This is a genomic window from Leptospira semungkisensis (genome assembly GCF_004770055.1).
In the GTDB taxonomy this organism is placed as follows: Bacteria; Spirochaetota; Leptospiria; order Leptospirales; family Leptospiraceae; genus Leptospira_B; species Leptospira_B semungkisensis.
In genome coordinates this window covers 186,172-210,209 of sequence record NZ_RQEP01000005.1, presented here as the reverse complement: position 1 = coordinate 210,209, position 24,038 = coordinate 186,172, and the positions used below count along the sequence as shown (strand labels likewise).

Sequence of the window (24,038 nt, the reverse complement as noted above, 5' to 3'; positions counted from 1 at the left end):
ATGCGCGGCCCATTTTATTCGTAAGCAAGGGGATCAGGTTTTGTAAGAACGGTAAAGTGTCTTTCTGTATAGAATCTTTTTCGTTGTGATAGATATATATTAAATTATAATAATGTGGTTTGGTTTTTGATTTGATAAATTTGGATTCAAAAGTATTTAGAATCAAGGCGATCCGTATCCCAAATAGAATATAGAAATTGTATTTTACAGTTTCTGAATGTATGAATTCGGAAAATATGTGGAACTTTTTGTCAAGAACCTGTCCGTCCTCTCCGGTTGCCAAGTATATAGATTAAAAATTCTAAATATGTTTTTGCGCAGAGGTTTGTTGCAAAAACGTCTGATGAGGAAATATGAAAAAAACCATATATATGTTGGGATTCTTGACCGCTCTCGCATTAGGAAATTGTGCTGTATTGGATCCGATCGGGATCTCTTCGAACAGAGTTAAAGGATCAGCTGCTAGAAAGCAGATCAAGGACGCTGTGACGCAAACGGATACATCCATACTGAGTTTTTCTGGAGCTCCTTCTTCTGTTGCTGCTCAAGTAGCACTATTGGATTCTACCATTGCAGCATCACTTGCTAAAGTAGATGATGGCAAATACTACAAGAAAGACGATGTAGATGGTTGTGTGAAAGAGATCAACACTGTCGGTTTCCTGTTTTTAGGCGCACTGAACACTGTCGTTTTGGATAGCAAATGTGATCTGAAGGCTGATGGAATCGTTATTTAAGTTTTAAGATTTTGCCTTTAAAAAGCAAGGTTCTTCGTAAATGAAGGAGGAAGCCTTGCTTTTTATATTTATAGAATCTACTGAGAAAAATTACTAAGCAATAAACCTTATTCTTTAAAATAAGAAGAGGACAATCTCATTCTCTTGTATTCTTACCAGCCAAAGAAAGGATTCGGAGCGATGATCCGATTGTAGATCCTGACTTCATCCACACTTCCTTGAAATAGAGCTCCTGAAAGATCCGAAAAGCCAATGTAAAAGCTTCCTCCGACGGCCCAAGGCCGAAAGCTTCCAATTGTACTTACCGTACTTGGATTTACGGTTTTCATTAATATTCCGTTAACAAAGAGTTGAGCGGTTAAATGAGGCATGTCCCAAATAAAAACCACATTATACCAGGCATCGTCTTTGCCATACGTGCAAGAAGTTGCTAGGTCGGCGTCGCCTGTTCCGCCATTGTTCGTAAAGACACGGATTGCATTCGTGCAGGCGGCACTGGAATTCGAATAGTATTGCATTCCATATCCACCGGCTTGCGCTATAAATATTTCCGTGCTTCCGGATGAGCCCTGTAGGAAGCTTCCTCTTACCCAGGCGCTGACGGTGAAGGAAGAGGTATCGCCAGCGAGGATTTGATCTCCGACTGCAGACGATGCGTGATAAGATTGACCATCTCCAGGATAATAGTATGCGCCTCCAGCAAGACCATGACGGTCACTTGTAAGGACTGGCCCTCCGCTTGCAATTAGATGCAGACCTCCCACTTTATCCTCAGCGTCTCCGTCTAACGGCCAGTAATGGATTAGACTCGCATTTGTAATCGTGAACATGTCTATGACTAAGCTATTGTATGTTTTGCTTTGGTTGTTCAGTTCTTCTAAATAGAGATACGTCCCACAGTTTTGAAAGAGAATAGAAAGTATAAATGAAAGAAGGATTCGATAATGAAGGAGACAAGTTTTCATTTCAGCTTAGAAACTTCTTACCAAACTTCAGATCTCTTTGTCGCCAATGCAATAAAATATTGCTTGTTTCGAATCTTCTCCTATCTTAAATAAAAAGAATTCGTAATATTCTTTGGAGCCTTTTTCCAAGGCTTGGCCTTCTTCGATATGGACTCGATTTTTTGCCGAATTATGGATTTGCCAATTTAGAACCCATTCTTTAAAAGGAATGTATGCCCAATGAAATCCCTTTAATCCAAATCGGACCTATAAAAGCTGCCTGCATTCCAGGAAATCCCGAGGGTCCATTCGTAATCTTCTTACATGGATATGGAGCGAACGCTTACGATCTTCTTCCCTTGTATTCTTATATGGATGTTCCGGAAGGCACGAATTTCATTTTTCCGGAAGGTATCTTAGAAGTTCCTATCATGCCAGGGTATAATGGAAGGGCCTGGTTCCCTATAGATATGGAAGCCTTGCAGAAGGCTATGGTTGCCGGCGGTTCTAGGGAGCTTTTTGAGCGTTATCCGGCAGGTCTTGAGGAAGCCAGAGAAAAAGTGGAAGCGATGATCCAAGCATTGAATGTGCCTATGGACCGGATCATTCTGGGTGGATTCTCTCAGGGCTCTATGCTTGCCATGGATCTAACGCTTAGGGCTAAAGAAAAGCCGAAGGGACTTGTCATTCTGTCTGGGACCTTGCTGGATGAAACGAATTGGTCCAAACTTGCCTCCGAAACTCCAGGCTATAAATTTTTTCAAAGTCATGGTAGAATGGATCCTGTTCTGGGTTACCCAGCCGCTAAACGATTAGAAACAGTGTTAAGAGAAGCGGGTTGGGTAGGGGAATTATTGGCATTTCCGGGTGGACATGAAATCCCTGAGGTAGTATTACACGGTATGAACCGCTATTTGCGAGAATCCTTTGCATGACTTATCTAATAGAAAAATACGTCGCCCTCAAGAATAAATATCGCAACTACGATACCAAGGAAGCGTTAAGAAGAATGCAAGCCTGTCGTATCGCTTTGAAAGAACTTGAGGACAAAGGGTTCAGAACCGGGGTGGAAATCCTAGGTTCGATCAATTTCGGGATCGTAGAACCTTCTTCAGATATTGATTGTATTCTATTACATTATTGTGATTTACATAAGGACCAGGAATGTCCTGAATACTGTCCTAATTTTTTATACGAATCCGAAGAGATCAAGGCTACTCTTCGTAGAAAACTGAAGAATGAAAATCTAAAAGTCGAATTCTTGGATTGTATTAACCTGAGAATGGTAGAAAAAGCCTTGGATTCCGGAAATTGGAAAGACCACGAAGTTCTTAGACGGCTTTTATTTTATCGAACGATCGGGCGCCCGGTCAATCGTCCTCTATTCATTCCATACGCAGAGAAGCTGGAGGAAAATGACGAATACATTCGGGACATTTTGGAATGGGGTTCCGAAGCATTGAGCGTTTACTTAGGAACTTCCCGTCATAGATTTTCATTCAGTAAATATAATGAAAGGATAGAGAGTTCCGGGTTGCAACTTCCTCATGGGTTAAAGGAAGAATTAGAAAGTTATTTAGAGCAAGGGGAAGGATCGGGGCCGACCTCTCCAGAACCTGCTCATTATAGAGAGTGAGGGTATTCCTTTGTTTCGTTCTTTTCTTGCATTGATCTTATTCGTTTCACTTGCCGCTTGTGCGATCAAAACTACAAATCCGGGTGATCCCTCTAGTGCCGATTTTTTTAAAAATGAGATCATTAGTTGTCTGATCGAGAGCTGCAATCAGGAGATACTTATTTCAGGCGGATCCATAGTTCCAGAAGAATCTTCTCTTACTCTTTCCATTTCTTTACCGAAAGCTCCTAGTAGTTCTGCAAGTTATAGTTTTAGCGTAAGCAATCCTTCTTTAGGATCTGTTTCTCCTAGTACCTTGATCTTTACTGCCGCCAATTTTAATATTCCTCAAACGATTACGATCCTAGGAGCCGCAGACGATACGGATACTGTGGATAATTTCTTTGTACTGGATATCTTGGATCCAGAGGATCAGAGCATTCATTATAGTCTGAAGCAGAAGGATAATGATAGATTTCTTTTCGCGACAAATCCTACGTATGCAGGAAATTTTTCTATAACGTTTGCAGATGCGATTTGTGCTGGAGAAGTTTCCGGTCATATTGGCTTACCTTCCGGGACGTATAAGGCTCTTGCAGTTTCAGGAACTTGGAGAAGGGCGTCTGCTCCTCAGATCAGTTGGGTTTTGAAGCCGAATATGCAATACTGGGACATTGGTAGTTCTTTGAAGGCATACGATACGGATGCGAGTTCTTATTTTATAGATTCTTCAGGGAATGGGATCTCTTCTGCGGGGAGCAATTTCTGGACAGGATTGAATGGAGACTGGACAACAGGAAGCGATTGTTTGGGTTGGAGTTCTGGTGCACCTACGGATCAGGGTAGTGCTGGAAATCCGAGCAATCCGACCCTAAGTGGTATTTCTTCAGGGCTCGTATATTGCAATAATGTACAGTCCTTGATCTGCGTGCAGCAGTGAACTATGTAATCTTAGTAGTCTTCTCGGTTACTTGAACCGGATCTGAAAGATGTCGTATATCCATTCCGGTGTTTAAGCGAACTAATTCTTCTGCAATGTTTACTGCATAGTCTCCGGCTCTTTCGATCCCGAGTATCATACGATATAGGTCGGCAAATTGATTCTTATCTAGCCGAGGATCCAATACAAATTTGAGAAAGGCAGCATGGCATAGATTGTTTAGCTCCTCTTCGACCGTATGAACAGAACCGTAGAAGCGGTTTTTCTCTTCTACCAAAGATTCTACTGCCATTCCGATGAGAGTTACGACCCTAGATAACATTTTGTCCAAAAGCTCTTCTTCTCTAAAGAAGCCTTTGGGTAAGAGTCCCCGTCGATAGCAAGTCGCACAGTTCACGATTTGATCGCCCATTCTCTCTAAGCTTCGATTGATTCGAATCGCAGAAAGGGCAAAGCGAAGTGGATCTCGTTTCAAGATCACCTCTCCATCGATCTGATCCATTCCTAATAGGTTTCTATTGGCAACGGCTTCTAAGATTGCATTTTGAGAAAGGTTGTCATTTTGCTTTTCTAAACTGTCGATCAGATCATCTCTTTCGATGACTTGTTTTGCGAGATCGGAGTTTTCTTGTTCGATTGCGTCATCTAAGATCAGGATCTGCTCCAGACAAAGCTCCGCCATAGCGTACAGATTTTTACGGAGATAATCGAACTTGGATGCCATTGAATTTCCTTCGAAGATTTACTTCAAATGTACGCTTTGGTCAAGAGGTTTTTTAATACACGGACTGAAGAAGGATCACAAGCATATAAGCGAAGCAGGCATATTGGATGAGAAATCCGGTAAATCTTACGTTTACGTTCCATTCTCCTCCTCCGCTTAGATGAGCGGTCGTTTGCAACACTCTTCCTCCGCATACGATCATGGACAGAACGTCGAAAAGATGGCTTTGATAACCGATATCTAATGCAATTAGCACCAAGACCGCAAATACCGGAAGACTCTCAATGCAGTTTACGTGGGCACGATGGATCCTCCAATAAAAATCACTGCCATGTTGGGTCCAAGCTGGGAATTCGTTGGATTTCTTTTTTCCCGCTAAGACTTGAGCCACTCTAAAACCTGCTACGACTAAGACGAGGATTATGGTCCAACCGGTGAAAAAGATAAGAGAGTAAAGGGAACTGATCATAGCCGGTTAGGAAAAAATGAAATTTTATCTTTAGCAAGGATTTTTTGCTGAGATTGAGAATTTGCGAAAAACGGAATGTTATTCAATCACAACCCGTCCTGGGGTTAGGACAGCTTTTATACTTCACCCGTCCTCATAGCAAGAAGGGCGAAGTATATTATTCTTTTGAAATGTTCTTTTAGTCTCCGTCGTTCGCAGAAGGAAGGTTTGGAACTCCTAAAGCGGAGAAAACATCCACAGTAAGCAGAGTTTTTAACGCTGTTGCAAGTTGCCAAACCGGTTTTACGTTATTCGTCACACTCGTTCCGCCTGCTGCTCCCCCATCCGCATCGATTTCCGCAAAAAGATCTCCGGAGGATTTCTTAGTATTCAAGGATGTTTTCAATGCGGTGATCGCATTCTGGATATCTGTATCCAAGCTTGGATTCTGGGCTTGGATCAGGGTGGAGATCGAATGAATTTCTGCATCCGCCGGATTCCCAAGGTATGCTAGTTCTATTCCTGAAAGATTATAGTACAGATCTGCATACGCATTTCGAGAATAGATCGTTTCCGTGGAGAATGCGTTGGAACTAGGAGAAGCCAAAGAGGTACAGGAATTACTTAAGCAGGCGGGAGTTCCTAGTTTTAACTCTTCCATTTGAACGGCCAAGTTTCCTACAGACTGCATATACGTATCAAAGGATTCAGCAGGACTACGGAAGTAGGTTCCTGTTCCGGCGATATAACTTTTTACAAAGTTACTCCCAGTAGGGGACCAAGTAGTATAGAGCGTTGTCGCATCTTGTGAGATCAGACCTGCAAGCGCTTGCAGATACGCCATTCTTCTCGTAGAACCGGTATTTGCAGTATTGATCAAGCTTAAACTTGTACTGGTTGTAGGATCTCCATCATTGTCGAAGATGAGCATCTCTAATGCCTCGAAGCCTTTGTATTTAAATGCACATAAGGAGAGAGCCGAGGTGTCTATCGTTCCGGTCGCACAAGGATTGGATCCTGGGTTTGTAATGACTTGGTTGACATTCGTCCAAAGAGGACGAGTGCTCGAACCCTTTTCGAAACCATCTAGCTTAGTATAGTAGCTTGCGCTAGATGGGAGAGAAGCCGGACCGAAATAGAAAGTTTCCGTTTTCTTTAAGGAAATGCGAGCTTGGATCCAAGCAGCTCGCAATGCATTGAGATTTGTGCCTGCATCTGGAGAGCCAGCATACGTATTCGCAGCTGTAGCCAATGCAGCACTGTCATCTTGCAAACTTTGAAGAGTAGGGATGATCAGATTCTCTCCCGAGTATTTTAGAAAATCCGTATATCCGGAACCGGATTGAAATAGAAGTGCGAGCCCAGACATATTCGAGCCTCCGCCGCCTCCGCAACTCACTCCTATAAGTAAGAGAGTGATCCCTAATAAAATTCTATCGATCTTGCTTTTTTGAATAATTGCATTCATTCTATTTTCCCCCTTATAAGGATTCCAAAAATTGAATTAACTGTTGCCTTTGGGTTGCGGTTAAGACTTGGAAATTCTGTCGAGCTGTTTGTGCTTCTCCTCCATGCCAGAGGATTGCTTCTTCTATTCCATTTGCTCTTCCATCATGAAGAAGCTTGGTATGTCCATTGACTGTTTGGATCAGACCGATTCCCCAGAGAGGAGCTGTTCTCCATTCTTGTCCGGTTGCATCGAAGTCTTGGCGACCGTCCGCAAGGCCGGGACCCATATCGTGCAATAGAAGATCTGTATAAGGTTTAATATATTGATAGGAAAGCTCCGGGAATCCGGAAACATATCCTGTTTGAACGAGAGTTTTATGGCAGCTATCACAGCCTACGCTGGAGAATAACGCCTTACCCGCTACTACATCCGGATCACTTACATTCCTTCTTGCCGGAACTCCTACTAATTTATTATAGAAGATGACTGCAGTCGCAAGACTTGCAGTTATCTCAGGATCCGGACTTCCACTCGAGGCTGCTAAGCAAGCGGTCTGCGCAGAAGGACAATTGTCCACAGGAAAGAGAGGACTGGTAATTCCAATATCCCCTTGAAATGCACCCTGGGTTTGTTGGAATAGAGTAGGCTCATTTGCCTTCCATCCGAAACGGCCGATCTTTTTAGCGTTAGCCGTAACATCCCAGACTTGGTTGATCTTTCCCGAAATACCATCTCCGTCTAGATCGCTCGGGTCGGCCCAACCTTGGATGATCGAATCTGGGATTGCTTCTAAAAGACCTAAACCAGGAATGATCTGAGCAGTCCTTGGAGAGAAATGAAATCCTTCTCCAGTGATGGTCGGATCTCCGAATAAACTGTTCCAAGTAAATGTATAAGAAGGTTGGCTTAAGGTTATATCGGTTCCTTCCGGATATGTATGACTTCCACTCGGATAATTCGGAGCCGCTATAGTAGAATAGGAAATTGAGACTGTGCCTTCTGGTGGAGTGAAGTTTGCTCCAGCCACGCTTCCCGATCCGGTATCACAATCGAAGTTTGCGCCAGTATATACAATCGGATTGCAACCGATTCCCTTATGATTCAGCTGAAGTCCGTAATTTGTAAGACCGACAGGTCCTCCCGTTGTAGGATTGGTTCCGTCTTTTGATAAGCGAAATAGAATTCCAGGAGTATTATTAGCAGTTCCGGAACTAGGAGGAGCTCCTCTTCCGTCATGTAAATGACAGTTTTGGCAAGAGTTGGTATTGAAGGTTGGTCCTAATCCGAAGGCAGCACTACTTCCTTCTGCGGCCCAGTTTCGATTGAAGAATGCATTGCCACTATTGAACTCGCTTGCTCCACCGTAACGTAGGTTGGCTGCACGCACGTCAAATGCACTTACATTCGTGATGAAATTGGTAGTAAAACCGCCCGAATAAACTTCACCCGGATCTGCAACATTAGCCGAAAGATTATTATTCAAGACCCCGATGAGAGCGGCAATTTCCTGATTTCCTTTAGATTGTTGGCAATCAGAAAGAAGAAGTCCGAATACGAGTAAGGGAATCGCCTGGACAAGACGATTCCCTTTTTTGTTTTGTAATGTTTTGGAATTTCTTCCGAAACCTTTGTTGGTATCACAGTTCATTTTTATTTCTTATATTATATTTTTTGAATTTATTACGGTGTCAGATCGACTCCCAATTTAGTTGCGGCAGAAGCGAAGTCTCTTGCTAAACGATCCGAGATCAGAGTTTGCAGATTCTCCAGAGCAGTATGCTGAGAATCAGAAGGATTGATAATGATCTGATCATAGCGATGAGTTATCGAACCGCTTGGACAATGAGTCGTATAATTCGGATCTGTGGTTTCGTCGTCTAAATTGATACAGAAAGTATCTCGAGCCTTGCTTGCATCCGAGAGAACGTTTACTCTGTTCTTAGCGCTAAGTAGATCGGAGAGCCCAGGACCTGTGCTGATGTTTACGTTTTTCTTAACGGAGTAATTTCCACTCCAAATATTCACGAATCCTTGTGCGTCGTAGTAGAAATCCGCTTTAGTAGTATCACTGAAGCAAGAGTGTTCGTCTTCTTGGGATTGGCTTGCGATACCTGCTAAACGATCTCCTCCCCATTCGGAAGCGACAAACTCTCCCATTCCCTTGAAAACATTCGATAGAGAAGTGCTTTCATTTCCTGAAGAAAGAAAAGTCACCGCTCTAAAGTTAGAAGCATCCGTGCTTACCCATTGGTCTCTGACTTGGGTTAAGTGGCCTATCAAACCTACTGTGACTTCTGAGAGGAATTTTAATCTCTTTGTTCCATTGGTAGCGTCTTGGAAATAGGAAGCAGTCCTCTGGCCTGGAACATTGTTAATTGCTCCTCCAGGTCCGGTGCCGCTATCGTCTTTTCCCCAAAGCAGATACTCGATCGAATGATATCCGGTCATTACGACTTTATCCGGATCTCCTTCGGAACCGGCAGCGAGAGTAGAGTCCCCGTTCTTAGAATAAATATTTGCGAATGTAATGGAACCGATTGCGGTAGCTCCGATATAATTATCGATTACATCTTCATCCAAAGGCCAAGAGTTCAGAGCGCCTTCGCATTCGTCAGTTCCTGAATAGGGAGCGGATCCACCGCAATAACCTGGATCTAAATCAATCGGTCCTTTGCTAAAACGGAAAGCTTCAGTTACCAAGTAGCTGGAACGAGCAACTACCCAAGCATTTTTAACCGCAGTTAAATTTGTATCATTGGGTGATCCGTTAAAGGTAGCAATCGCAGTTTGCAAGCTAGTTGCATCAGTAACTGCTTGGTTATAAGATTCGTATGCTAAATCCGCATAACGTGTTAACGCTTCCGTGGTCGTTGCAGAAGGGGGACTATCTGCCAAACCCATTAGGGCAAGGCCTGACATATCGGATCCGCCGGACCCGGAACATTGGTAGAAAGAGAACCCGAATAAAAGGCTAAAAAGAAGGCTGAAAACTTTTCGATGTAAGTTCCGCATGTAAAACTCCTTATCCACTGAAAAATCCCCGGTCCCAACGATTTCGTCGGACCGGGGCCAGAGATGAACTGTGGGGATGACTCCCTCCGGTGCCTGGGACAGGCATCGGCTTGATTCTGCAAGTGAGAATTATTCTCAAATATAGTCAAGAATGTTTCTAACACTGGAACCATTCATCTCGGCCCAAAATCAGAGAAATGCTTAGAAATCCCTGATTCCATATCGTTTATGCAGCCTTTCGTGAATTTTAATAAAGGCTATTTAAACGAAAATGAGGCTGACTCTCAAAATTCTTTAGGGTGGGAACTTGGTCAATTCGAAAAAGGTCGGGACCAAGACTTTATTTATCATACTTCGATCTTTAAACCGTGGGAAGAGTCTTCGGTTAAGATCTCGAAAGCGGCATTTCTGGACGCAACCAACCGGAGCGGGGAAGTCTCTCCCTTTCTTTGTACCAGAAGTTCAGCTCTCGCGATCTTACTGTTCAAACAGTATTTCCAACCTCCGGGAGGATTCGCATAACGTAAACAGGCAAAGTCTTTTTTATCTGCGTGGATCCTTCCTTGGATGCTTATCTCAGGAGAAGATGCCTGAAATTTCCAATCGAAATATTTGTACTCGGCTCTTTGAAAAGAGGAGAAGAGACTGTTTAGTAAAAATTCTTCTCCTTGAAGGCGAAATACAATGGGAGTGATTTCGGGGGTCCAAAAGGGGCCGATTTTCAGTTTTGCGCTGGCTAATTCTAAAAAGGAATCCTTGTCTCCATCGAATCCAGCCACTTGGCCCCAAGCATATTGGTCCGTATGTTTGGATCCCCAGTTATGATTCTGGCTACCAAGCCAATCTTTAATATCTACTTTATGATTTCCGAATTTTATAAATCCTTTAAGTTTTGCGGAAGGGTTTCCCACGAGCACTTTTGCCTTAGGGAATTTCGTTTCGTATAGATTTTCCGGAAAGAGGAAAAGAGGTTTGTCCCCGCCTGAAAATTCCAGATCCCATTCCATGGGAACAGATCCGGGCTTTGTGCCGCAACTTCCCTGGATCCTAGATTTAGTATAAACAGAGCTACCTATCTGGATATGGAACGGTTCAGATTGAAACTTACAGTCTTGGATGGGAAATTCGGATTTGGAAACATAATGTTTTCCTTCTTCTCCATCGAAATAGATGGCCCAGAGTTCACCTATTGAGTCTTGCGGAGAACCTTTCGGAGAGAATATTGTGTATCGTATCCAGAGTGCCTGAGCCTGGGTTGGATGATTTCCTCGTACGAACCAGCTTTCGTAATGCCCCGATTTGGATCTAGGATCGAATCTTGGAAAATCATAATCCGTTCTTATATTCATGCGGGAAGATATTCGGAGAAAGCCTTAGACGAAGCAACTAGAATCCGATCTTACACTAGCTAGAATGGAAGAAGGAGAGAAACTTCTACTTTTCTTCCTTAAAAATCCGCTTGGGAATATTTATAGAGTCGACGAGGCGGAGAAAAATCCATATCTTCGGAATATGGAAATTCCTACTTATTCTCCCTCGGAATGGAGAGCCGCGGTTTCTCGGTATGCGAATGAGATCCTTCGCATAGGACATGAAAAATCCCCTTTCTGGTTAGCGGTCCGTACTTTTGTCTCCGCTTCTTGCGAGTCGGATGATCCTGAGCCTTTTTATGATGACTTGGATTCCGGGTTTAAAAGAGAATTAACGGAAGAAGACGAAGAGCGTTTGGATCAGGTGCTCTCTTCTTTCTTGGATCATGCGACTGCGGTGCTGATTGCTATTTCCGAAGCCTATAGCGATGAGGACGAAGACAAAAGCGAGGAGATCACAGACGAAGCGATTTCCGGGCTTCTCTCCGGATTGAACGATGCAGGCGTTAAGACGATGTCCGACAACGAGCTATTAGAAATCGCCGTAATCGTCCTGAATACTCGATTAAATTTCCATAATGTTCCAGCAGAAGAGAAGTTCAGCCTTAAGACCTTGAACGCGATCCCTGATATGGAAGAGAGAAAGATCTTAGAGCCTTTTGCCACATTTCTTTTAGAAGACTACCAAGCAGTAGAAGATAGAGAGGAGAGATTCGCATTGTTGATGCAAATCTTATTCGATACTTTGTGGGCCTTGTTTTACTTAGGGTTAGAAGAAGACGAAGAAGAAAGTTAAACTCTTTCGACGGCTATCAAGCTGATATCGTCCTGAGGCTGAGCATTTCCGAGCCAGGTTTCAATGTCCCTGATCACCAAGTCGGGGATTTCCTCAATCGGCTCCTCGGCCAATTCGGAGAGGCGAGTTCTTAATCTTGTTTCGCCCCAAGCCTCTCTCTTAGAATTAAATTGTTCGAATACTCCATCCGAGAATAAGAACATCCTATCTCCACTCGAAAATACTTTCTCTACGTTCTCGTATGTTTTATTGTTTTTTAATCCTACAATTGCTCCGGTCCTTCTCAATGTAAGAACTTCGGAAGAAGTGAAAAGTACCTGATCTGGATGTCCTGCCGACGCATAGATCAATCGGTTCTCTCTCGCATAAATATCCACGATGATGGAAGAAAAGATCGTACCTAAAGAGGAGAATTTTCTTTGAAACTTGTCATCTAAAAGGTCCAAGCAAAAACCTGGGTCCTTGGCTCCGAATTTGATCCCCTCATACTCCGCTTTGATAGCCATGGTGACTAAAGCGGCTTGTACTCCGTGGCCGGTCGCATCCGCTAAGAAGATCCTATAAACTCCAGGTGATATTTCGAATATATCGTAGAAGTCGCCACCCACTTCGTCTCTGGGAAGATACTTTACTGCATATTTTAATTCTTTGTAAGACTCTGCATTCTCCGGAAAGAGTTTCATTTGGATCCTTTGAGCCACTAAGAGATCCTTTCTGATCCTTTCTAAAGAATGATTTAGTTCGGAAGTCTTTTCTCTCACTAAGACTTCTAGATTGTCTTTCAGTATGTTGAGAGCGCTATTTGTGATCTTTAAATTTTCACTCAAGACTTCAGATTTGCGAAACGCTCTGGCAATCCTTCTAGATAGAATCAAGGATTGGAACATCGTAAATATGAGAAGGCCATAAGGAGAGGTATTCATTCCTCGTATATTCAAACGATCCAAGAGAAGGTCCGTAACGACTGTGGAACCTAGAGAGAAGAAACCGGCTAAGAACAAGAAGGAATCTTCTCTCTTTCTCCAGACTCCCATACATGCAGTGACTAAAACATAGATTACCATGATCCCTGCTACGATCTGAAAGGGAGCAAGTATCGTGGTGAAGAAGGAAACGTTTAATAAAAGTGTAATATCATATCCGATCGCCAAAACCCAGGCACCATAAACCACTGCTCTATGAGTTTCTTTCGGAAAAAGAGATCGGTGGAATAATAGGAATACCGGAACGGAAGTGTAAAAGGAAAAGAATTCCAAACGAAAGAGTGATTCCCAAGGAAAATTCGGAAATAGTTCTAATACTAATCGGCTTCCTACTAAGACATTTCTGAGGGCTAAAAGAAATGCGAATAGTGCAAAATACAGTGCGGACTTTTCTCTTCTTCTGAATAGGAATAATCCTATATGATAGAGTCCGATCATCAAAAGTCCGCCGAATAGAAAGGCCTCTCTGATCTGAGTGATCAGTTTTTCCCGATTCATTACGGATAAGGTTCCTATCTTGGGAACTTGCCAGAAGCCTCCAAAATTATTGATCCAATTCGAACCGTGTAATACTAACTCCGCTTCTTCTCTTTCAATTCGTAAAGGGATATAGGCGGATTTGATCTTTGGAATTTCAGTCTCCGATTTGAAACTTGGAGTTCCCGAGGAGTATATTAATTTACCGTTATAATAGAGTTTGTATGCGGATGCGAAATCCGGAAGAAAAAGCTCTACATCTTTGCCGATATCTTCCTTGGGAAATTTAAGAACCAAGCGCAATGTAGCAGCCCCTTCTCTTGGAAGGATCTTATCTCGGCTCTGTCTGCCCTGCCACGATTGAGGGATGGGCAATATTTCCCAACGATTGAATTTAGAGGTATCCTTCGGTTCAACAAATTCGCCATACGCGAATTGCCAGTCTCCATCTAACGGAAACGCTTCCTGATTTTCCTCCAGTGACTTTTCGGAAACGGAAACCACTCCATTTTCAATAGGAGAAGCGGAAATAGAACTAACGCAAGCCCACGTTAGTAGAATGATGAGATATGTAAGAAGCCGCCCCACAGCCGGTAGCATAGAAAAGCAAATCGCGTTGTCGAATATTTTTTAGAATTGTCAGACAACTGCGTATCTTCTTTGTAAAAATGAACGAAGAAATTCCTTCGTAAAAACACAGGGAATTCAAACTTGAAATAGGGAATTTGGACTAAATCAGGGAGTCGAAGTCTCTTTTAAAACGGAGTTCAATCGATTCGGATAATCACTGATGATCCCGTCCACTCCCGCGCGGATCAATCTTCTCATTTCTTCCGCATCGTTTACAGTCCAAGGTATAACACGAATTCCTAATGAATGAGCCTTGGCTACGAAATCATGAGTCACATATAAGAAATACGGAGAAATGATATCCGCCTTCAATTCCTTAGTCTTATCTAATACCTCTAGCCTACGAGAATCTCCAAAACCTAGTTTCATTGCGGCACCTTGGGGATAGGTGAGAGAAAATAAGGCAGCGGTCTTGATCCTAGGATTCTTTTTCTTAGCCACACTCAATGCAGGAAGATAAAAAGACTGCACAGTACTTCTGTCGACCATTCCGGCTGCTTCGATCGCTTTTAAGAGAAGGTTTATATGAGCCTCCACAATCTCTGAAGAAATCGTAGAATCAGCATCATTCGGAAATTTGGTCTCTATATTGAACTTAGGAAGCTTCGGACGTTTTCCGGTTCTTTCCCAAGTCTTAATCTTATCGAAGAATTCGCTAAGAGTCAAAAGCTCAGTGCCAGGAACAGGGATCTGCTCTGGAAAATTAATATTCTTCTTGGATCCGCAATCTAAGTCCTTGAGCTCGGCTAAGGTAAGGTCATACAAAGACGTCGAAGAAATTTCCGAACCGTCCTTCTTTGTGCAGATTGCAGGATTGGTATTCGAATCATGGTGTATTATAATTTTATGATCCTTGGTTAATACCGTATCTAACTCGATAGTAGTCACACCGTGTTGCAAAGCCTCTTCGAATGCAGGCCAAGTGTTTTCCGGTTTTAAGCCTCTGGCGCCTCTATGTCCTTGGGAATCCAAGACGCCGTCTATCGGTTGGTTGCGGATCTGATCTCCTCCACAACTTAGAAAAAGAAAAGAGAGAAGTAGGCTAGATGCTTTAAAAAAGAAATGTTTCATGTGCTTTGTGACTATATTCGATCTTAGACTTTTTAGTATTACGGTTCGAAAAATACTTTGAGTAAAAATCCCCCTAAGGCTCCTCCTGCAAGGGGAGCCACGATAGGAAGCCAGGCGTATTGCCATCCAGAGGGACCTTTATTAGGGATCGGTAAAATAGAATGTGCAAGTCTAGGACCCAAATCTCTTGCCGGATTGATTGCATATCCAGTGGTCCCTCCCATAGAAAGTCCGATCGACCAGACTAAGATCCCTACAGAGAGAATCCCCATTGGAGTGGTAAGATCCGTTATTTGAGGAGAGAAGATGGAATAAACTCCGAGTACTAATACGAAGGTACCTAAGAACTCGCTGATAAAATTCGAGCTTTTATGTTCTATCGCAGGGTCTGTTGAAAAAACTGCGAGTATCTTGCCCCGATCCTTTGTTTCCTTCCAATGAGGAAGATAATGCAGATAGACTGCCGAGGCACCAAAAAAAGCTCCCAACAATTGAGCGGGAACGTATGTTAGAATTTTAGAATAATCTCCAGATTGTACCGCAAATGCTAAAGTGATTGCAGGATTTAGATGAGCGTCCGGGCTACCGAATGCCTTTGAGACGAAGATGCCCATGATTACCGCAAATGCCCAGGCAGAAGTGATCACCATCCAGCCTGAATCTTTTGCTTTAGATTTTTCTAATAATACTCCAGCGACTACACCGTCACCCAACAGGATCAATGTAAAAGTACCTAAAAATTCTCCGAAGAAAGGGGATAACATCTCTAACTCTACCTCGCGTTCTCTTTTATCTTAGATTCTTCGTGCACTAAGAGTTTGTTTCTTTCCTGCACCATGACGTTTACGGATTTTCGGACATAGTCCAGTATGATCTTGAGTTCGTCTGCCGTGTATTCGGACAATTGTTCCCACACGGATCTTCCGAGGCCTTCGAACAAGACACCGACTTTTTCCAGAAGATTCATATCCTGGGTCAGAAAGATCCTGACCTTTCTTCTATCATTCGGATCGTTTTTGCGTTCTACGAGACCCTTTTTTTCCAAGCGATCAATGAGGGAAGTCACCGCTCCGGTGCTCAAACCCATTGTCTTAGCGATCTCTCCTGCGGTTTGGGGTCCGTTCGTAAAGAGTAGATCCACGCATTTATGATCGGTTATATGCAGTCCCAGACGATCTGCAACGGTTTGGTGAAATAATATAGATACCGTTCCCAGGTTTCGGGACTCGTTTAAGATCGATTCTAAGAGTTCTGCCTTAGTTTTTGGAATTTTTTTGTCTTGCAATTATTTTAACCGTCGAATATCTCGATTATCAAGATAATTAATCATCGAGTTAATTAATCTTAGGAGAACAAATATGCAAGAAAATAGCAACTACGATTTACAGGACTTTCCTTGGTATTCCTGGGGTTCCCCCATCGGATTGGGTATAGCAGCCATATCTGCAGCAACCTCCCTGGCCATTTTGGCGTATTCCTTCGCTTACGTTCTTTCGGCTTGGAAAGGAATCGGAGGCTAGTATGGCCGGAAAGAGAGAAAGTTTCACAATCGCCGGCGCAGGAATCGCCGGCCCTGTTCTGGCTCTTTTTCTAAAGCGGGCAGGTTATGAGGTTCGTCTGATGGAGTCCTATCCTCGTCCGGCGGAAGACATTGGCGGTGCTTTACAAATAGCACCTAACGGTATGAAGGTGATCCGAGCTCTAGGTTTGGTAGAAGAATTACTGAAAATAGGGACTCCTTCCGACGAGATGATCTTTAGGAATCATAAGGGAAGGCTTCTCGGGATCATACCCAACGGCTCACCTGAAAAATTCGGAGAAGAAGCAATCGTAGTATCTAGATCTTCTTTTCATCTTCTGCTTTTAAACGCAGCCAAAAGAGAAGGGATTCCAACTGAGTATGGAAAAAGATTCCTATCAGCTGAATTTCCATTGGATGGAGGAGTAGTATCTAAGTTTGAGGACGGGACCTTGGCCTATAGCGATTATTTGCTAGGAGCGGACGGAACTCATTCGAAAGTTAGGAACTTCTTATTTCCGAACTTTCCACAACCTGAATATACTGGGATCGTGAATGCAGGAGGTTTTGTTTCTGCGGATGTGATTCCGGCGAAATATGCAAGAAGAGGGCCGATCCATTTTACTTTCGGACCGGAAGGATTCTTCGGATTTGCAGCTTGTGGAAAGACACGAGATACTTCCTGGATGTGGTGGAGCAATCTTCCGAGAGAAAAGGAATTCACGCGGGAAGAATTGGAGTCTATGGATCTGGAAGCCTGGAGAAACCATCTATTAGAATTACATAAAGGATGGTATGAGCCGATAGAGTCCATTATCAAAGCCAGTCATTCCATACTAAAAGGAAATGTTCACGATCTTAGGAGCCTGCCTAGTTGGGGAACAGAAAAGGTTCTTTTGGTAGGTGATGCTGCTCACGTAATGAGTCCTCATACAGGGCAAGGTGCATCGATGGCATTGGAGGATGCGCATAGTCTTTCCATTCTATTAGAACGTTCTAATACTGTTTCGGATGCGTTTCGCGAGTTCGAAAGAATTAGAAGGCCAAGGGTAGAGCGGATCATAGAACAATCTAGAAGGAACGGAAACCATAAGAAAAAACTGAGTCCGATCGGCTGTTGGATTCGGGATCGGATCTTGACTATCGTACTTCCTAAATTTGCAGTAAAAGGACAGGATTGGTTGTATCAATACGATGGTGTATGATCGGAACGAAACTGTCAGAAAGAGATTCACAAATTGAGAACTTCCTTTGGTCTGGGCCCGACCATCGGAAGTTTTCAGAGATCGGTTAAGCCTTAGCGCTTTTCCAACTCATTTGTGACAGAATGAGTAAGCCTAATAGAGAGATTGCAAACGAGGAGTAAGAACAAAGTAAGAAGAATAATTTATACGCGGTAAATATCCCGCTGATCGAAGCCAAACCTGAATTTAGATCCGGAAACGTATAAACATGGATCAACATACAAATATTTTCTAATATATCGAATAACAGAAAACCGAAAGGGATAAGACCCCAAGATTTTGAGATCCCGATCCGGCTGGCAAATAAAGAAACAGTCGCTCCTATCGCAAAAGCCAAAGGAGTAGGAAAGATCATATCGATCAAATCCATCCAGATATACAATTCCCTTCCTCTTTCGCCGTATGCAGAGAATACTGATTGCAGATCGGAAATGGACGAGAAGGGAAGAAAGTCCGGTTTTACAGGAAGCTTTGCTTCTTCTCCCATTGGGATGAATTTTTCTAAGACCTGCATGCAGATTGCACAGAACATCCCTAACATAAAAAGTGAGAGTATGCTTTTTGCGGAGCTAAAGCGGACTAGTTGTCGCTTCAGAGAATTCAGCCAAACATCTTGGCTTGCGTCTAAAAGCAGAAAGGTTACTAAGAGACTAATAGGCAAGATTGCCGCATGAGGAAGATACTTGAGTATCATCGTGGAACCGATCATGAGAATCGGAAGAATCAGAAAAGCTAAGCCGAGAGTTTTTCTTTCTCGAATGATCTTTCTTCCAATTAAGATTGCTACGATCAGTAAGATCAGAATAGAAGGCGCCTCTATCCAACGAAATCCTGCTGTTCTAAATCCTTCTCCTGCAAATCCGGCAACCCAATAAGCCAGGAAATTTCCGAAAGCTGCAATAGATAAGAATATAAAGAAAACCTTAAATTCCTTTTTGGCTTGTTCGGGAATTCTGCCTAGCTCTTTCAGTTCTTTGAGTCCGAATAAGATCCCCAGGTATACAGGTAAAAATAACCTGCCAAAAAAATAATAGTCCGAGCTCTCCGGAAAATTGGTCCTTCTGATATCCAAGATCCCTTGGATATTCGCTTGGATCTTCCATACCAAAGTAGGAGAATTTTCTGCATTCCAGATATAGGATTGGATCGGAGCCAGAAAAATACATAGAAGGCTCCCGAATAGACTGAGTAAATAGATCGGTTTCATAAGACCTCTTGGTTTAATTGATGTGAAGAATCTTGATATCAAGATATATGAGGCTTATATCCTTTAATTATCTTGACGTCAAGATAAAAATGGGGTTTCTTGCCTTGTATGGGACAAAAATCCGAAAAAGATCATTTGGATATGATCCGAGAACAGTGGGAAAAGGAAAGGCCCGACTTGGATTCTGAAGCGATCGCTACTGTTGGAAGAATCCATAGACTTTCTCAGAGTATCTTTTTTCAAATTCACAAACCACTCTTCGATCGGCATGATCTGATCCAACCTGACTTCGATGTGCTTGCTGCGCTTCTAAGAAGTGGGAAGCCCTATAGCAAATCTCCAGGGGATCTTCTTTCTACATTAATGATCACTTCGGGAACGATGACGAATCGTATAGACCGATTGGAGTCGGCAGGATTTGTCCAAAGAACTTCGGATCCGAATGATCGAAGAGGTGTGTTGATCCGTTTGACTTCGAAAGGAAAGGAGATTATCTCCAAGGCATTGGAGGATCATGTGAAAAGTGAAACAGAATTACTCAGCGTTCTGAATCCAAAAGAAAGAAGTGATCTTTCTAAGATCTTGAAAAAACTCTTGCTCAGTTTAGAAGGATGAGCCGCTCTGTTTTTAAGCTTTGCAGAGGATCATCTCTGATCGTTTTATTATGAAACTATACAAGACAGACAAACAAGAATCTCTCTCCACTTGGTGGCTGAGGTTTCGTTTAAATTATTGGCCTTGCATTTGGTGTACTGGAGGCAAGATTCAATTTCTTTCTTCCGATTACAAAGAGCTGCATGTAGGTTTGAAAAAGAATATTCGCTCTCTCAATCGGGTAGGCACAATTTATGGAGGCAGTATTTATAGCTCTGTCGATCCATACTTCATGCTTCTTATGATGTGGATACTCGGCCCTGAATACGTAGTGTGGGACAAGGCCGCAAAGGTAAAATTCGTAAAGCCTATCGTGGATAAGGTAAAAGCTAGATTTCTGATCACAGAAGAATTGATAGAGAAGACGAAGCAGGGAATATTAGAAAAAGGAGAAATAGTATTCGACCTTCCCGTAAAATACGAAGACGAAGACGGAACTGTCTATGCTACTTTTGAGAAGACTATCTACGCAGCTTCCAAGGAATTCTATGAGAAGAAGCTCGCTGCGAGAAACATGACTTCTTCCTTTAAGCCTTCTTAGTCGCCATCCATCCTCCCACATGAAAGGCCTGAAATTTTCTTTGTACTTTGAAGAAACCGGCCTCTTTAAATAATTCGAGATATCTGGACTCGGGGATTCTATGCAATTCGTAGAATCTTTTCAGATATTGGTTTAAGGCTTCTTCTTCCCAGCCTTTGAAATTTAAAAGATAAGATTTCACGTAAGAATAGAGAGTATCGTCTTCTTCCGGCATGGATTTGAAAAGATCAAATAGGATCAGATTTCCACCCGGTTGCAATCGATCATAGATTTCTTTGAGAAGAGATAATTTTTCTCCTTCATCGTTTAAGAAATGTAAAACCAAAAGTAGAGTGGCAGAATGAAACTTGGGTTCGAGAGGAAGTTGATCCACTGTCTTGCATTCGAAATGGATTTTGTCGTATTTTCGGATGGCTTGCTCGATCATCTCTGGAGAAGGATCTATTCCAGTAATTGAAAATCTTTCCGGAGCGATCTTTAAGAGATTTTTGAAATCTCCTCCGGTTCCACAACCTACTGAGAGAATATTTCCCGACTCAGGAGTGATCGCTAATAGCTCGGTTGCGACTAACTCCATGATTCCATCATAAAAGGGAATCATCTTGCCAATCCTTCTCTCGTAAATCTGAGCTCTTTCGCCTTCGAAACGTTCTACATGACCCATACTTCCATGAAGCATCTGGGATCTATTCGGTTAAATCAATTTTTCTAAAGTTTATATGAATCTAGAGACTAGATCCGAAAACGATTTTGTCCGAAAGAAAAAGATTTAAAGCTCGAACTCTCCTCTACTCGTAGAGACTACTCTGTTTCGTCCGGACTTTTTTGCTACGGAGAGAGCTGCTTGCGCTTCTTTCAAAAGATTATCCTGTGTGGCACCGTCATCCGGGAACATTGCAACTCCTACGGAGGCAGTGGCTTGGATCACTTTTGATTTTTCAGTGAGTGCAAATTCTGAAAACAATCTTCTGATCTTTTCCGCTCTTTCTAAGACTATGCTCCTACTTGCTCCCGGAAGAAGGAGTAAGAATTCTTCTCCTCCCACGCGAGAAGAAATATCGCTTCGTCTTGAATTTTCCAAAAGGATCTTGCCCATTGCTTTTAGAAAATCGTCGCCTTTGCTTGTGCCATACATTTCGTTGATCGCTTTCAATCGGTCTACATCAAAGTAAACGACTCCGATCTTTGTCTGGCTACGTTCAGCTCTATGAACTTCTGCCTGGAATGCCTCGATCGTATAAGTGCGATTGAATAGTCCTGTGAGTTTATCACGAATTTCTAATTCTTTTATTCTAAGTTCTCTTCGTCTGAAAAGAGACTCGAAGCGCTTTGCCTTTGCCTGATTCAATGTTTGATCGGTTAAGTCACGAAAATAGAAAGCCTTGGCAGGTTCCTTTTCGTCCACGAGGATAGAAATTGTCCTACATACGAATCTCTTCTTTCCTGCAGGAAGAGGGATCGTAAGATAAGAATGCTCCTTCGGATCCTGGTTTACAAGTTTGGAATACCAAAAACATTCTTTTAAGTTTTTCTTTTCTGGGACCAGACCTATGTTTTGTGCGGAGTGATTCGAATCTAAGACCTTTCCCTTAGCATCAGCTATGAGAATTGCATCTTCCATGTTTTCCAGGAAGTTAAGATTTCGGATCCAATAATTTTTCAGGGTCGAAGACATCTCTCAGGGATTAGAAGCAAACGCTTCGAGAAAGATTACCACGTGAATAAAATAAAATCACGCATCATTGGGGCGAAATCGTGTAAATTTGGATCTAAGAACGATAAATTTTGAGAATATCGTTCGCTCTTCGGATGATTGCCTCTCTCAATTCCGCTGGCTCGACTATATAAATGGATTCTCCAAAATGCATGATATGGCTTAAGGCCCATTCTTTGGTTTCCATATCGATATCTATTTCTGCAAAACCGTCACCTAATGTGCGTAACTCTTTGAATCGAACATAAGGAAGACTCTTGATTCTTTCCCCTTCGCTTTGGGAAACCCTGAGAGTGACAATGTATTTGGGGACCCTGGACTTGAATTCGGAAACCCATTGTTCCCAATATTTTGCCAGGTCGAATTTCTTAGGTCTTTCGAATCTGTCTGAGATCATTTCGGCTTCTCTGATCCGGGAGATCCGATACACTCTCATCTCTCTTCCTCTTTTTGCCACCACATACCAAGTCGTATCCATTGCGACTAATCCATAAGGCTCTATTGTCCTTGGTTCTCTCTTTCCTTCTTTTTCATAGATGATCTTTAGCTTTCTTTCTTCCCACACTGCGTCCTGCAATATTGGGAGAAGGGGCAATTCTCGGATGGCCCGATTCCAACCGGCTCCGTCTATATGGATCCTTTGTCGAACAGTCTCCGCGTCTTTTCTGTAAGCAGGGGGAAGGGCTGCGAGTAATTTTACGAATGCTGAATCGAAGTCCTTTTTCTTACCTAAGTCTTCTAATACTCTGGAAGAATGGACTAGCAGAAGAGAGATCACTTCTTCTTTTTTGAAGCCTGTTAGATTTGTTCGATAGCCTTCGCTAAGAGCCCAGCCTCCTCCGATTCCTCTTTCTGCGTAGATGGGGATACCCGCGCTGCAGAGTGCTTCCATATCGCGATGAACCGTACGTTCGGAAATTTCTAATTTCTTGGAAAGTTCTTTGGCAGTGGTCCTTCCCTTAGCTTGTAAATGAAGAAGAATATTTAAAAGCCGATCCGCTCTCATGATTCGAATATAATCTATAAATATGACAGATCTTGTCATGTATAATCCATTACACTGTTTTTTATGCATCAAAAAAGATTAGAAGGCAAGGTGGCTTTGGTAGCAGGCGGAACTCGGGGAGCGGGTCGGGGAATCGCCATCGCCTTGGGTGGGGAAGGGGCGAAGGTCTATGTGACAGGCAGAAGTTCCAACGGAACATTCTCCGAAATGGAAAGAAAGGAAACGATAGAAGGAACTGCGGCCCTCGTCAATCAAGCGGGAGGTGTAGGCATTTCCGTTCGTACGGATCATACGGACCAAGAGCAGGTGCGCAGTCTGGTACAAAAAATATCCGAAGAGAACGATGGAAAACTAGACATTCTAATCAATGATGTCTGGGGTGGAGATCACCTAATGCAATGGGGAAATAAATTCTGGGAACAGGATCTCCAAAAAGCATTAAGAATGTTTAATAATTGTCTGCAATCCCATCTCATCACCGCATATTATGCTTCGCCACTTCTAGTAAAGAACGGCTCGGGACTACTGGTAGAAATCACCGACGGAATAGACTATCGCTATCGTGGAGATCTGGCGTATAGCCTTACCAAATCTTCTGTCATCAATTTGGCTGTTTGCCTTTCCGAAGAATTGAAGTCGAGTGGAGTTGCCGCCTTGGCGTTGACTCCCGGATTTTTGAGATCGGAAGCCATGTTGGATTATTTCGGAGTCACTGAAGAAAACTGGAAAGACGGAGCGAAGAAAGATGAACATTTCATCGCGTCAGAGACACCTGCATTCGTGGGCAAGGCAGTGGCATGTCTCGCTTCTGATCCGAATATTCTGCAAAAAACGGGAAAGGCCTGGAGCAGTTGGAAATTATCAGACGAGTACGGATTTACCGATTCTGACGGAACAAGACCTCATTGGGGAAATTACTTTAAGGAAAAGTTCGGAGAGGATCTGAACTAAAATAT

At 42.9% G+C, this 24,038-nt stretch carries 25 protein-coding genes; 10 read left to right on the top strand and 15 right to left on the bottom strand.

Annotation, left to right across the window (positions count from 1 at the left end):
• Positions 1–353 precede the first annotated feature (353 nt).
• Positions 354–737: a TIGR04452 family lipoprotein gene (locus tag EHO59_RS01100; protein WP_135583927.1), complete on the top strand. Its 384-nt coding sequence runs from the start codon at positions 354–356 to the stop codon at positions 735–737.
• A 152-nt stretch (positions 738–889) separates the two neighbouring features.
• Here EHO59_RS01100 and EHO59_RS01095 read toward each other — a convergent pair whose 3' ends face one another.
• The gene (locus EHO59_RS01095; RefSeq protein ID WP_135583925.1) at positions 890–1,702 is read right to left on the bottom strand and encodes a LamG domain-containing protein; all 813 of its coding nucleotides are present in this window, start codon (positions 1,700–1,702) and stop codon (positions 890–892) included.
• 212 nt (positions 1,703–1,914) lie between these two features.
• Here EHO59_RS01095 and EHO59_RS01090 point away from each other — a divergent pair, with 212 nt between their 5' ends.
• From EHO59_RS01090 to EHO59_RS01080, 3 genes are read left to right on the top strand one after another with little or no spacing between them, the layout of a single operon-like run.
• Entirely contained in the window at positions 1,915–2,616 is a 702-nt protein-coding gene (locus EHO59_RS01090) for an alpha/beta hydrolase (protein ID WP_135583922.1), read from the top strand.
• Positions 2,613–3,317 carry a hypothetical protein gene (locus EHO59_RS01085; RefSeq protein ID WP_135583920.1) on the top strand — a complete coding sequence of 235 codons (705 nt, stop codon included), beginning with the start codon at positions 2,613–2,615 and terminating at the stop codon, positions 3,315–3,317. Before EHO59_RS01090 ends, EHO59_RS01085 begins: the two co-directional genes overlap by 4 nt.
• 10 nt (positions 3,318–3,327) lie before the next feature.
• Positions 3,328–4,236: a DUF1554 domain-containing protein gene (locus EHO59_RS01080; protein WP_246052577.1), complete on the top strand. Its 909-nt coding sequence runs from the start codon at positions 3,328–3,330 to the stop codon at positions 4,234–4,236.
• Between the two features lies 1 nt (position 4,237).
• Here EHO59_RS01080 and EHO59_RS01075 read toward each other — a convergent pair whose 3' ends face one another.
• The 6 genes from EHO59_RS01075 to EHO59_RS01050 all read right to left on the bottom strand — a co-directional run bounded on the left by EHO59_RS01075 (position 4,238) and on the right by EHO59_RS01050 (position 11,219).
• Positions 4,238–4,960 (bottom strand): phosphate signaling complex PhoU family protein, encoded by a 723-nt coding sequence (locus tag EHO59_RS01075; RefSeq protein ID WP_135583917.1) that lies wholly within the window; start codon positions 4,958–4,960, stop codon positions 4,238–4,240.
• A 52-nt stretch (positions 4,961–5,012) separates the two neighbouring features.
• On the bottom strand, positions 5,013–5,429 hold the full coding sequence (locus EHO59_RS01070; protein ID WP_135583915.1) for an MAPEG family protein: 417 nt from the start codon (positions 5,427–5,429) through the stop codon (positions 5,013–5,015).
• A gap of 178 nt (positions 5,430–5,607) precedes the next feature.
• Entirely contained in the window at positions 5,608–6,876 is a 1,269-nt protein-coding gene (locus EHO59_RS01065) for an imelysin family protein (RefSeq protein WP_246052575.1), read from the bottom strand.
• Between the two features lie 13 nt (positions 6,877–6,889).
• Positions 6,890–8,506, bottom strand: coding sequence for a di-heme oxidoreductase family protein (locus EHO59_RS01060; protein ID WP_135583913.1), 1,617 nt, complete (start codon positions 8,504–8,506; stop codon positions 6,890–6,892).
• Between the two features lie 32 nt (positions 8,507–8,538).
• The gene (locus EHO59_RS01055) at positions 8,539–9,870 is read right to left on the bottom strand and encodes an imelysin family protein (RefSeq protein WP_135583911.1); all 1,332 of its coding nucleotides are present in this window, start codon (positions 9,868–9,870) and stop codon (positions 8,539–8,541) included.
• Between the two features lie 347 nt (positions 9,871–10,217).
• Positions 10,218–11,219, bottom strand: a complete 1,002-nt coding sequence (locus EHO59_RS01050; protein WP_135583909.1) for a hypothetical protein — start codon at positions 11,217–11,219, stop codon at positions 10,218–10,220.
• 163 nt (positions 11,220–11,382) lie between these two features.
• On the opposite strand from EHO59_RS01050, the gene EHO59_RS01045 reads away from it, so the two are divergent.
• Positions 11,383–12,036: a hypothetical protein gene (locus EHO59_RS01045; RefSeq protein ID WP_135583907.1), complete on the top strand. Its 654-nt coding sequence runs from the start codon at positions 11,383–11,385 to the stop codon at positions 12,034–12,036.
• On the opposite strand, the gene EHO59_RS01040 is transcribed toward EHO59_RS01045, so the two are convergent.
• The 4 genes from EHO59_RS01040 to EHO59_RS01025 form a co-directional block, all read right to left on the bottom strand.
• A complete protein-coding gene (locus EHO59_RS01040) occupies positions 12,033–14,096 on the bottom strand; it encodes a PP2C family protein-serine/threonine phosphatase (protein WP_135583905.1) in 2,064 nt (687 codons plus the stop codon). The genes EHO59_RS01045 and EHO59_RS01040 overlap by 4 nt on opposite strands.
• Positions 14,097–14,231: 135 nt before the next feature.
• The gene (locus EHO59_RS01035) at positions 14,232–15,197 is read right to left on the bottom strand and encodes a glycerophosphodiester phosphodiesterase (protein ID WP_135583903.1); all 966 of its coding nucleotides are present in this window, start codon (positions 15,195–15,197) and stop codon (positions 14,232–14,234) included.
• Positions 15,198–15,235: 38 nt separating this feature from the next.
• Positions 15,236–15,961: an MIP/aquaporin family protein gene (locus EHO59_RS01030; protein WP_135583901.1), complete on the bottom strand. Its 726-nt coding sequence runs from the start codon at positions 15,959–15,961 to the stop codon at positions 15,236–15,238.
• Positions 15,962–15,969: 8 nt separating this feature from the next.
• Positions 15,970–16,482: a MarR family winged helix-turn-helix transcriptional regulator gene (locus tag EHO59_RS01025; protein ID WP_135583898.1), complete on the bottom strand. Its 513-nt coding sequence runs from the start codon at positions 16,480–16,482 to the stop codon at positions 15,970–15,972.
• 73 nt (positions 16,483–16,555) lie between these two features.
• On the opposite strand from EHO59_RS01025, the gene EHO59_RS18135 reads away from it, so the two are divergent.
• Entirely contained in the window at positions 16,556–16,717 is a 162-nt protein-coding gene (locus EHO59_RS18135) for a hypothetical protein (RefSeq protein ID WP_167882042.1), read from the top strand.
• Between the two features lies 1 nt (position 16,718).
• Complete coding sequence (locus tag EHO59_RS01020) at positions 16,719–17,921, top strand: FAD-dependent oxidoreductase (RefSeq protein ID WP_135583896.1); 1,203 nt, start codon at positions 16,719–16,721, stop codon at positions 17,919–17,921.
• Between the two features lie 85 nt (positions 17,922–18,006).
• On the opposite strand, the gene EHO59_RS01015 is transcribed toward EHO59_RS01020, so the two are convergent.
• Entirely contained in the window at positions 18,007–19,167 is a 1,161-nt protein-coding gene (locus EHO59_RS01015; RefSeq protein WP_135583893.1) for a hypothetical protein, read from the bottom strand.
• Positions 19,168–19,275: 108 nt separating this feature from the next.
• Between EHO59_RS01015 and EHO59_RS01010 the strand changes: the two genes are divergently transcribed.
• Together EHO59_RS01010 and EHO59_RS01005 are read left to right on the top strand one after the other, a co-directional pair.
• Positions 19,276–19,782, top strand: a complete 507-nt coding sequence (locus tag EHO59_RS01010) for a MarR family winged helix-turn-helix transcriptional regulator (RefSeq protein WP_135583891.1) — start codon at positions 19,276–19,278, stop codon at positions 19,780–19,782.
• Positions 19,783–19,831: 49 nt separating this feature from the next.
• Positions 19,832–20,362 carry a DUF4442 domain-containing protein gene (locus tag EHO59_RS01005; protein ID WP_135583889.1) on the top strand — a complete coding sequence of 177 codons (531 nt, stop codon included), beginning with the start codon at positions 19,832–19,834 and terminating at the stop codon, positions 20,360–20,362.
• On the opposite strand, the gene EHO59_RS01000 is transcribed toward EHO59_RS01005, so the two are convergent.
• From EHO59_RS01000 to EHO59_RS00990, 3 genes are all read right to left on the bottom strand, one after another.
• The gene (locus EHO59_RS01000; protein WP_342776286.1) at positions 20,349–21,041 is read right to left on the bottom strand and encodes a class I SAM-dependent methyltransferase; all 693 of its coding nucleotides are present in this window, start codon (positions 21,039–21,041) and stop codon (positions 20,349–20,351) included. The two genes, EHO59_RS01005 and EHO59_RS01000, sit on opposite strands and share 14 nt — an antisense overlap.
• Before the next feature lie 90 nt (positions 21,042–21,131).
• Positions 21,132–21,983, bottom strand: a complete 852-nt coding sequence (locus EHO59_RS00995) for a GGDEF domain-containing protein (RefSeq protein WP_246052573.1) — start codon at positions 21,981–21,983, stop codon at positions 21,132–21,134.
• Between the two features lie 148 nt (positions 21,984–22,131).
• On the bottom strand, positions 22,132–23,082 hold the full coding sequence (locus EHO59_RS00990; protein ID WP_135586376.1) for a helix-turn-helix transcriptional regulator: 951 nt from the start codon (positions 23,080–23,082) through the stop codon (positions 22,132–22,134).
• A gap of 63 nt (positions 23,083–23,145) precedes the next feature.
• On the opposite strand from EHO59_RS00990, the gene EHO59_RS00985 reads away from it, so the two are divergent.
• The gene (locus EHO59_RS00985; RefSeq protein ID WP_135583885.1) at positions 23,146–24,033 is read left to right on the top strand and encodes an SDR family oxidoreductase; all 888 of its coding nucleotides are present in this window, start codon (positions 23,146–23,148) and stop codon (positions 24,031–24,033) included.
• The last annotated feature ends 5 nt before the right edge of the window (positions 24,034–24,038 follow it).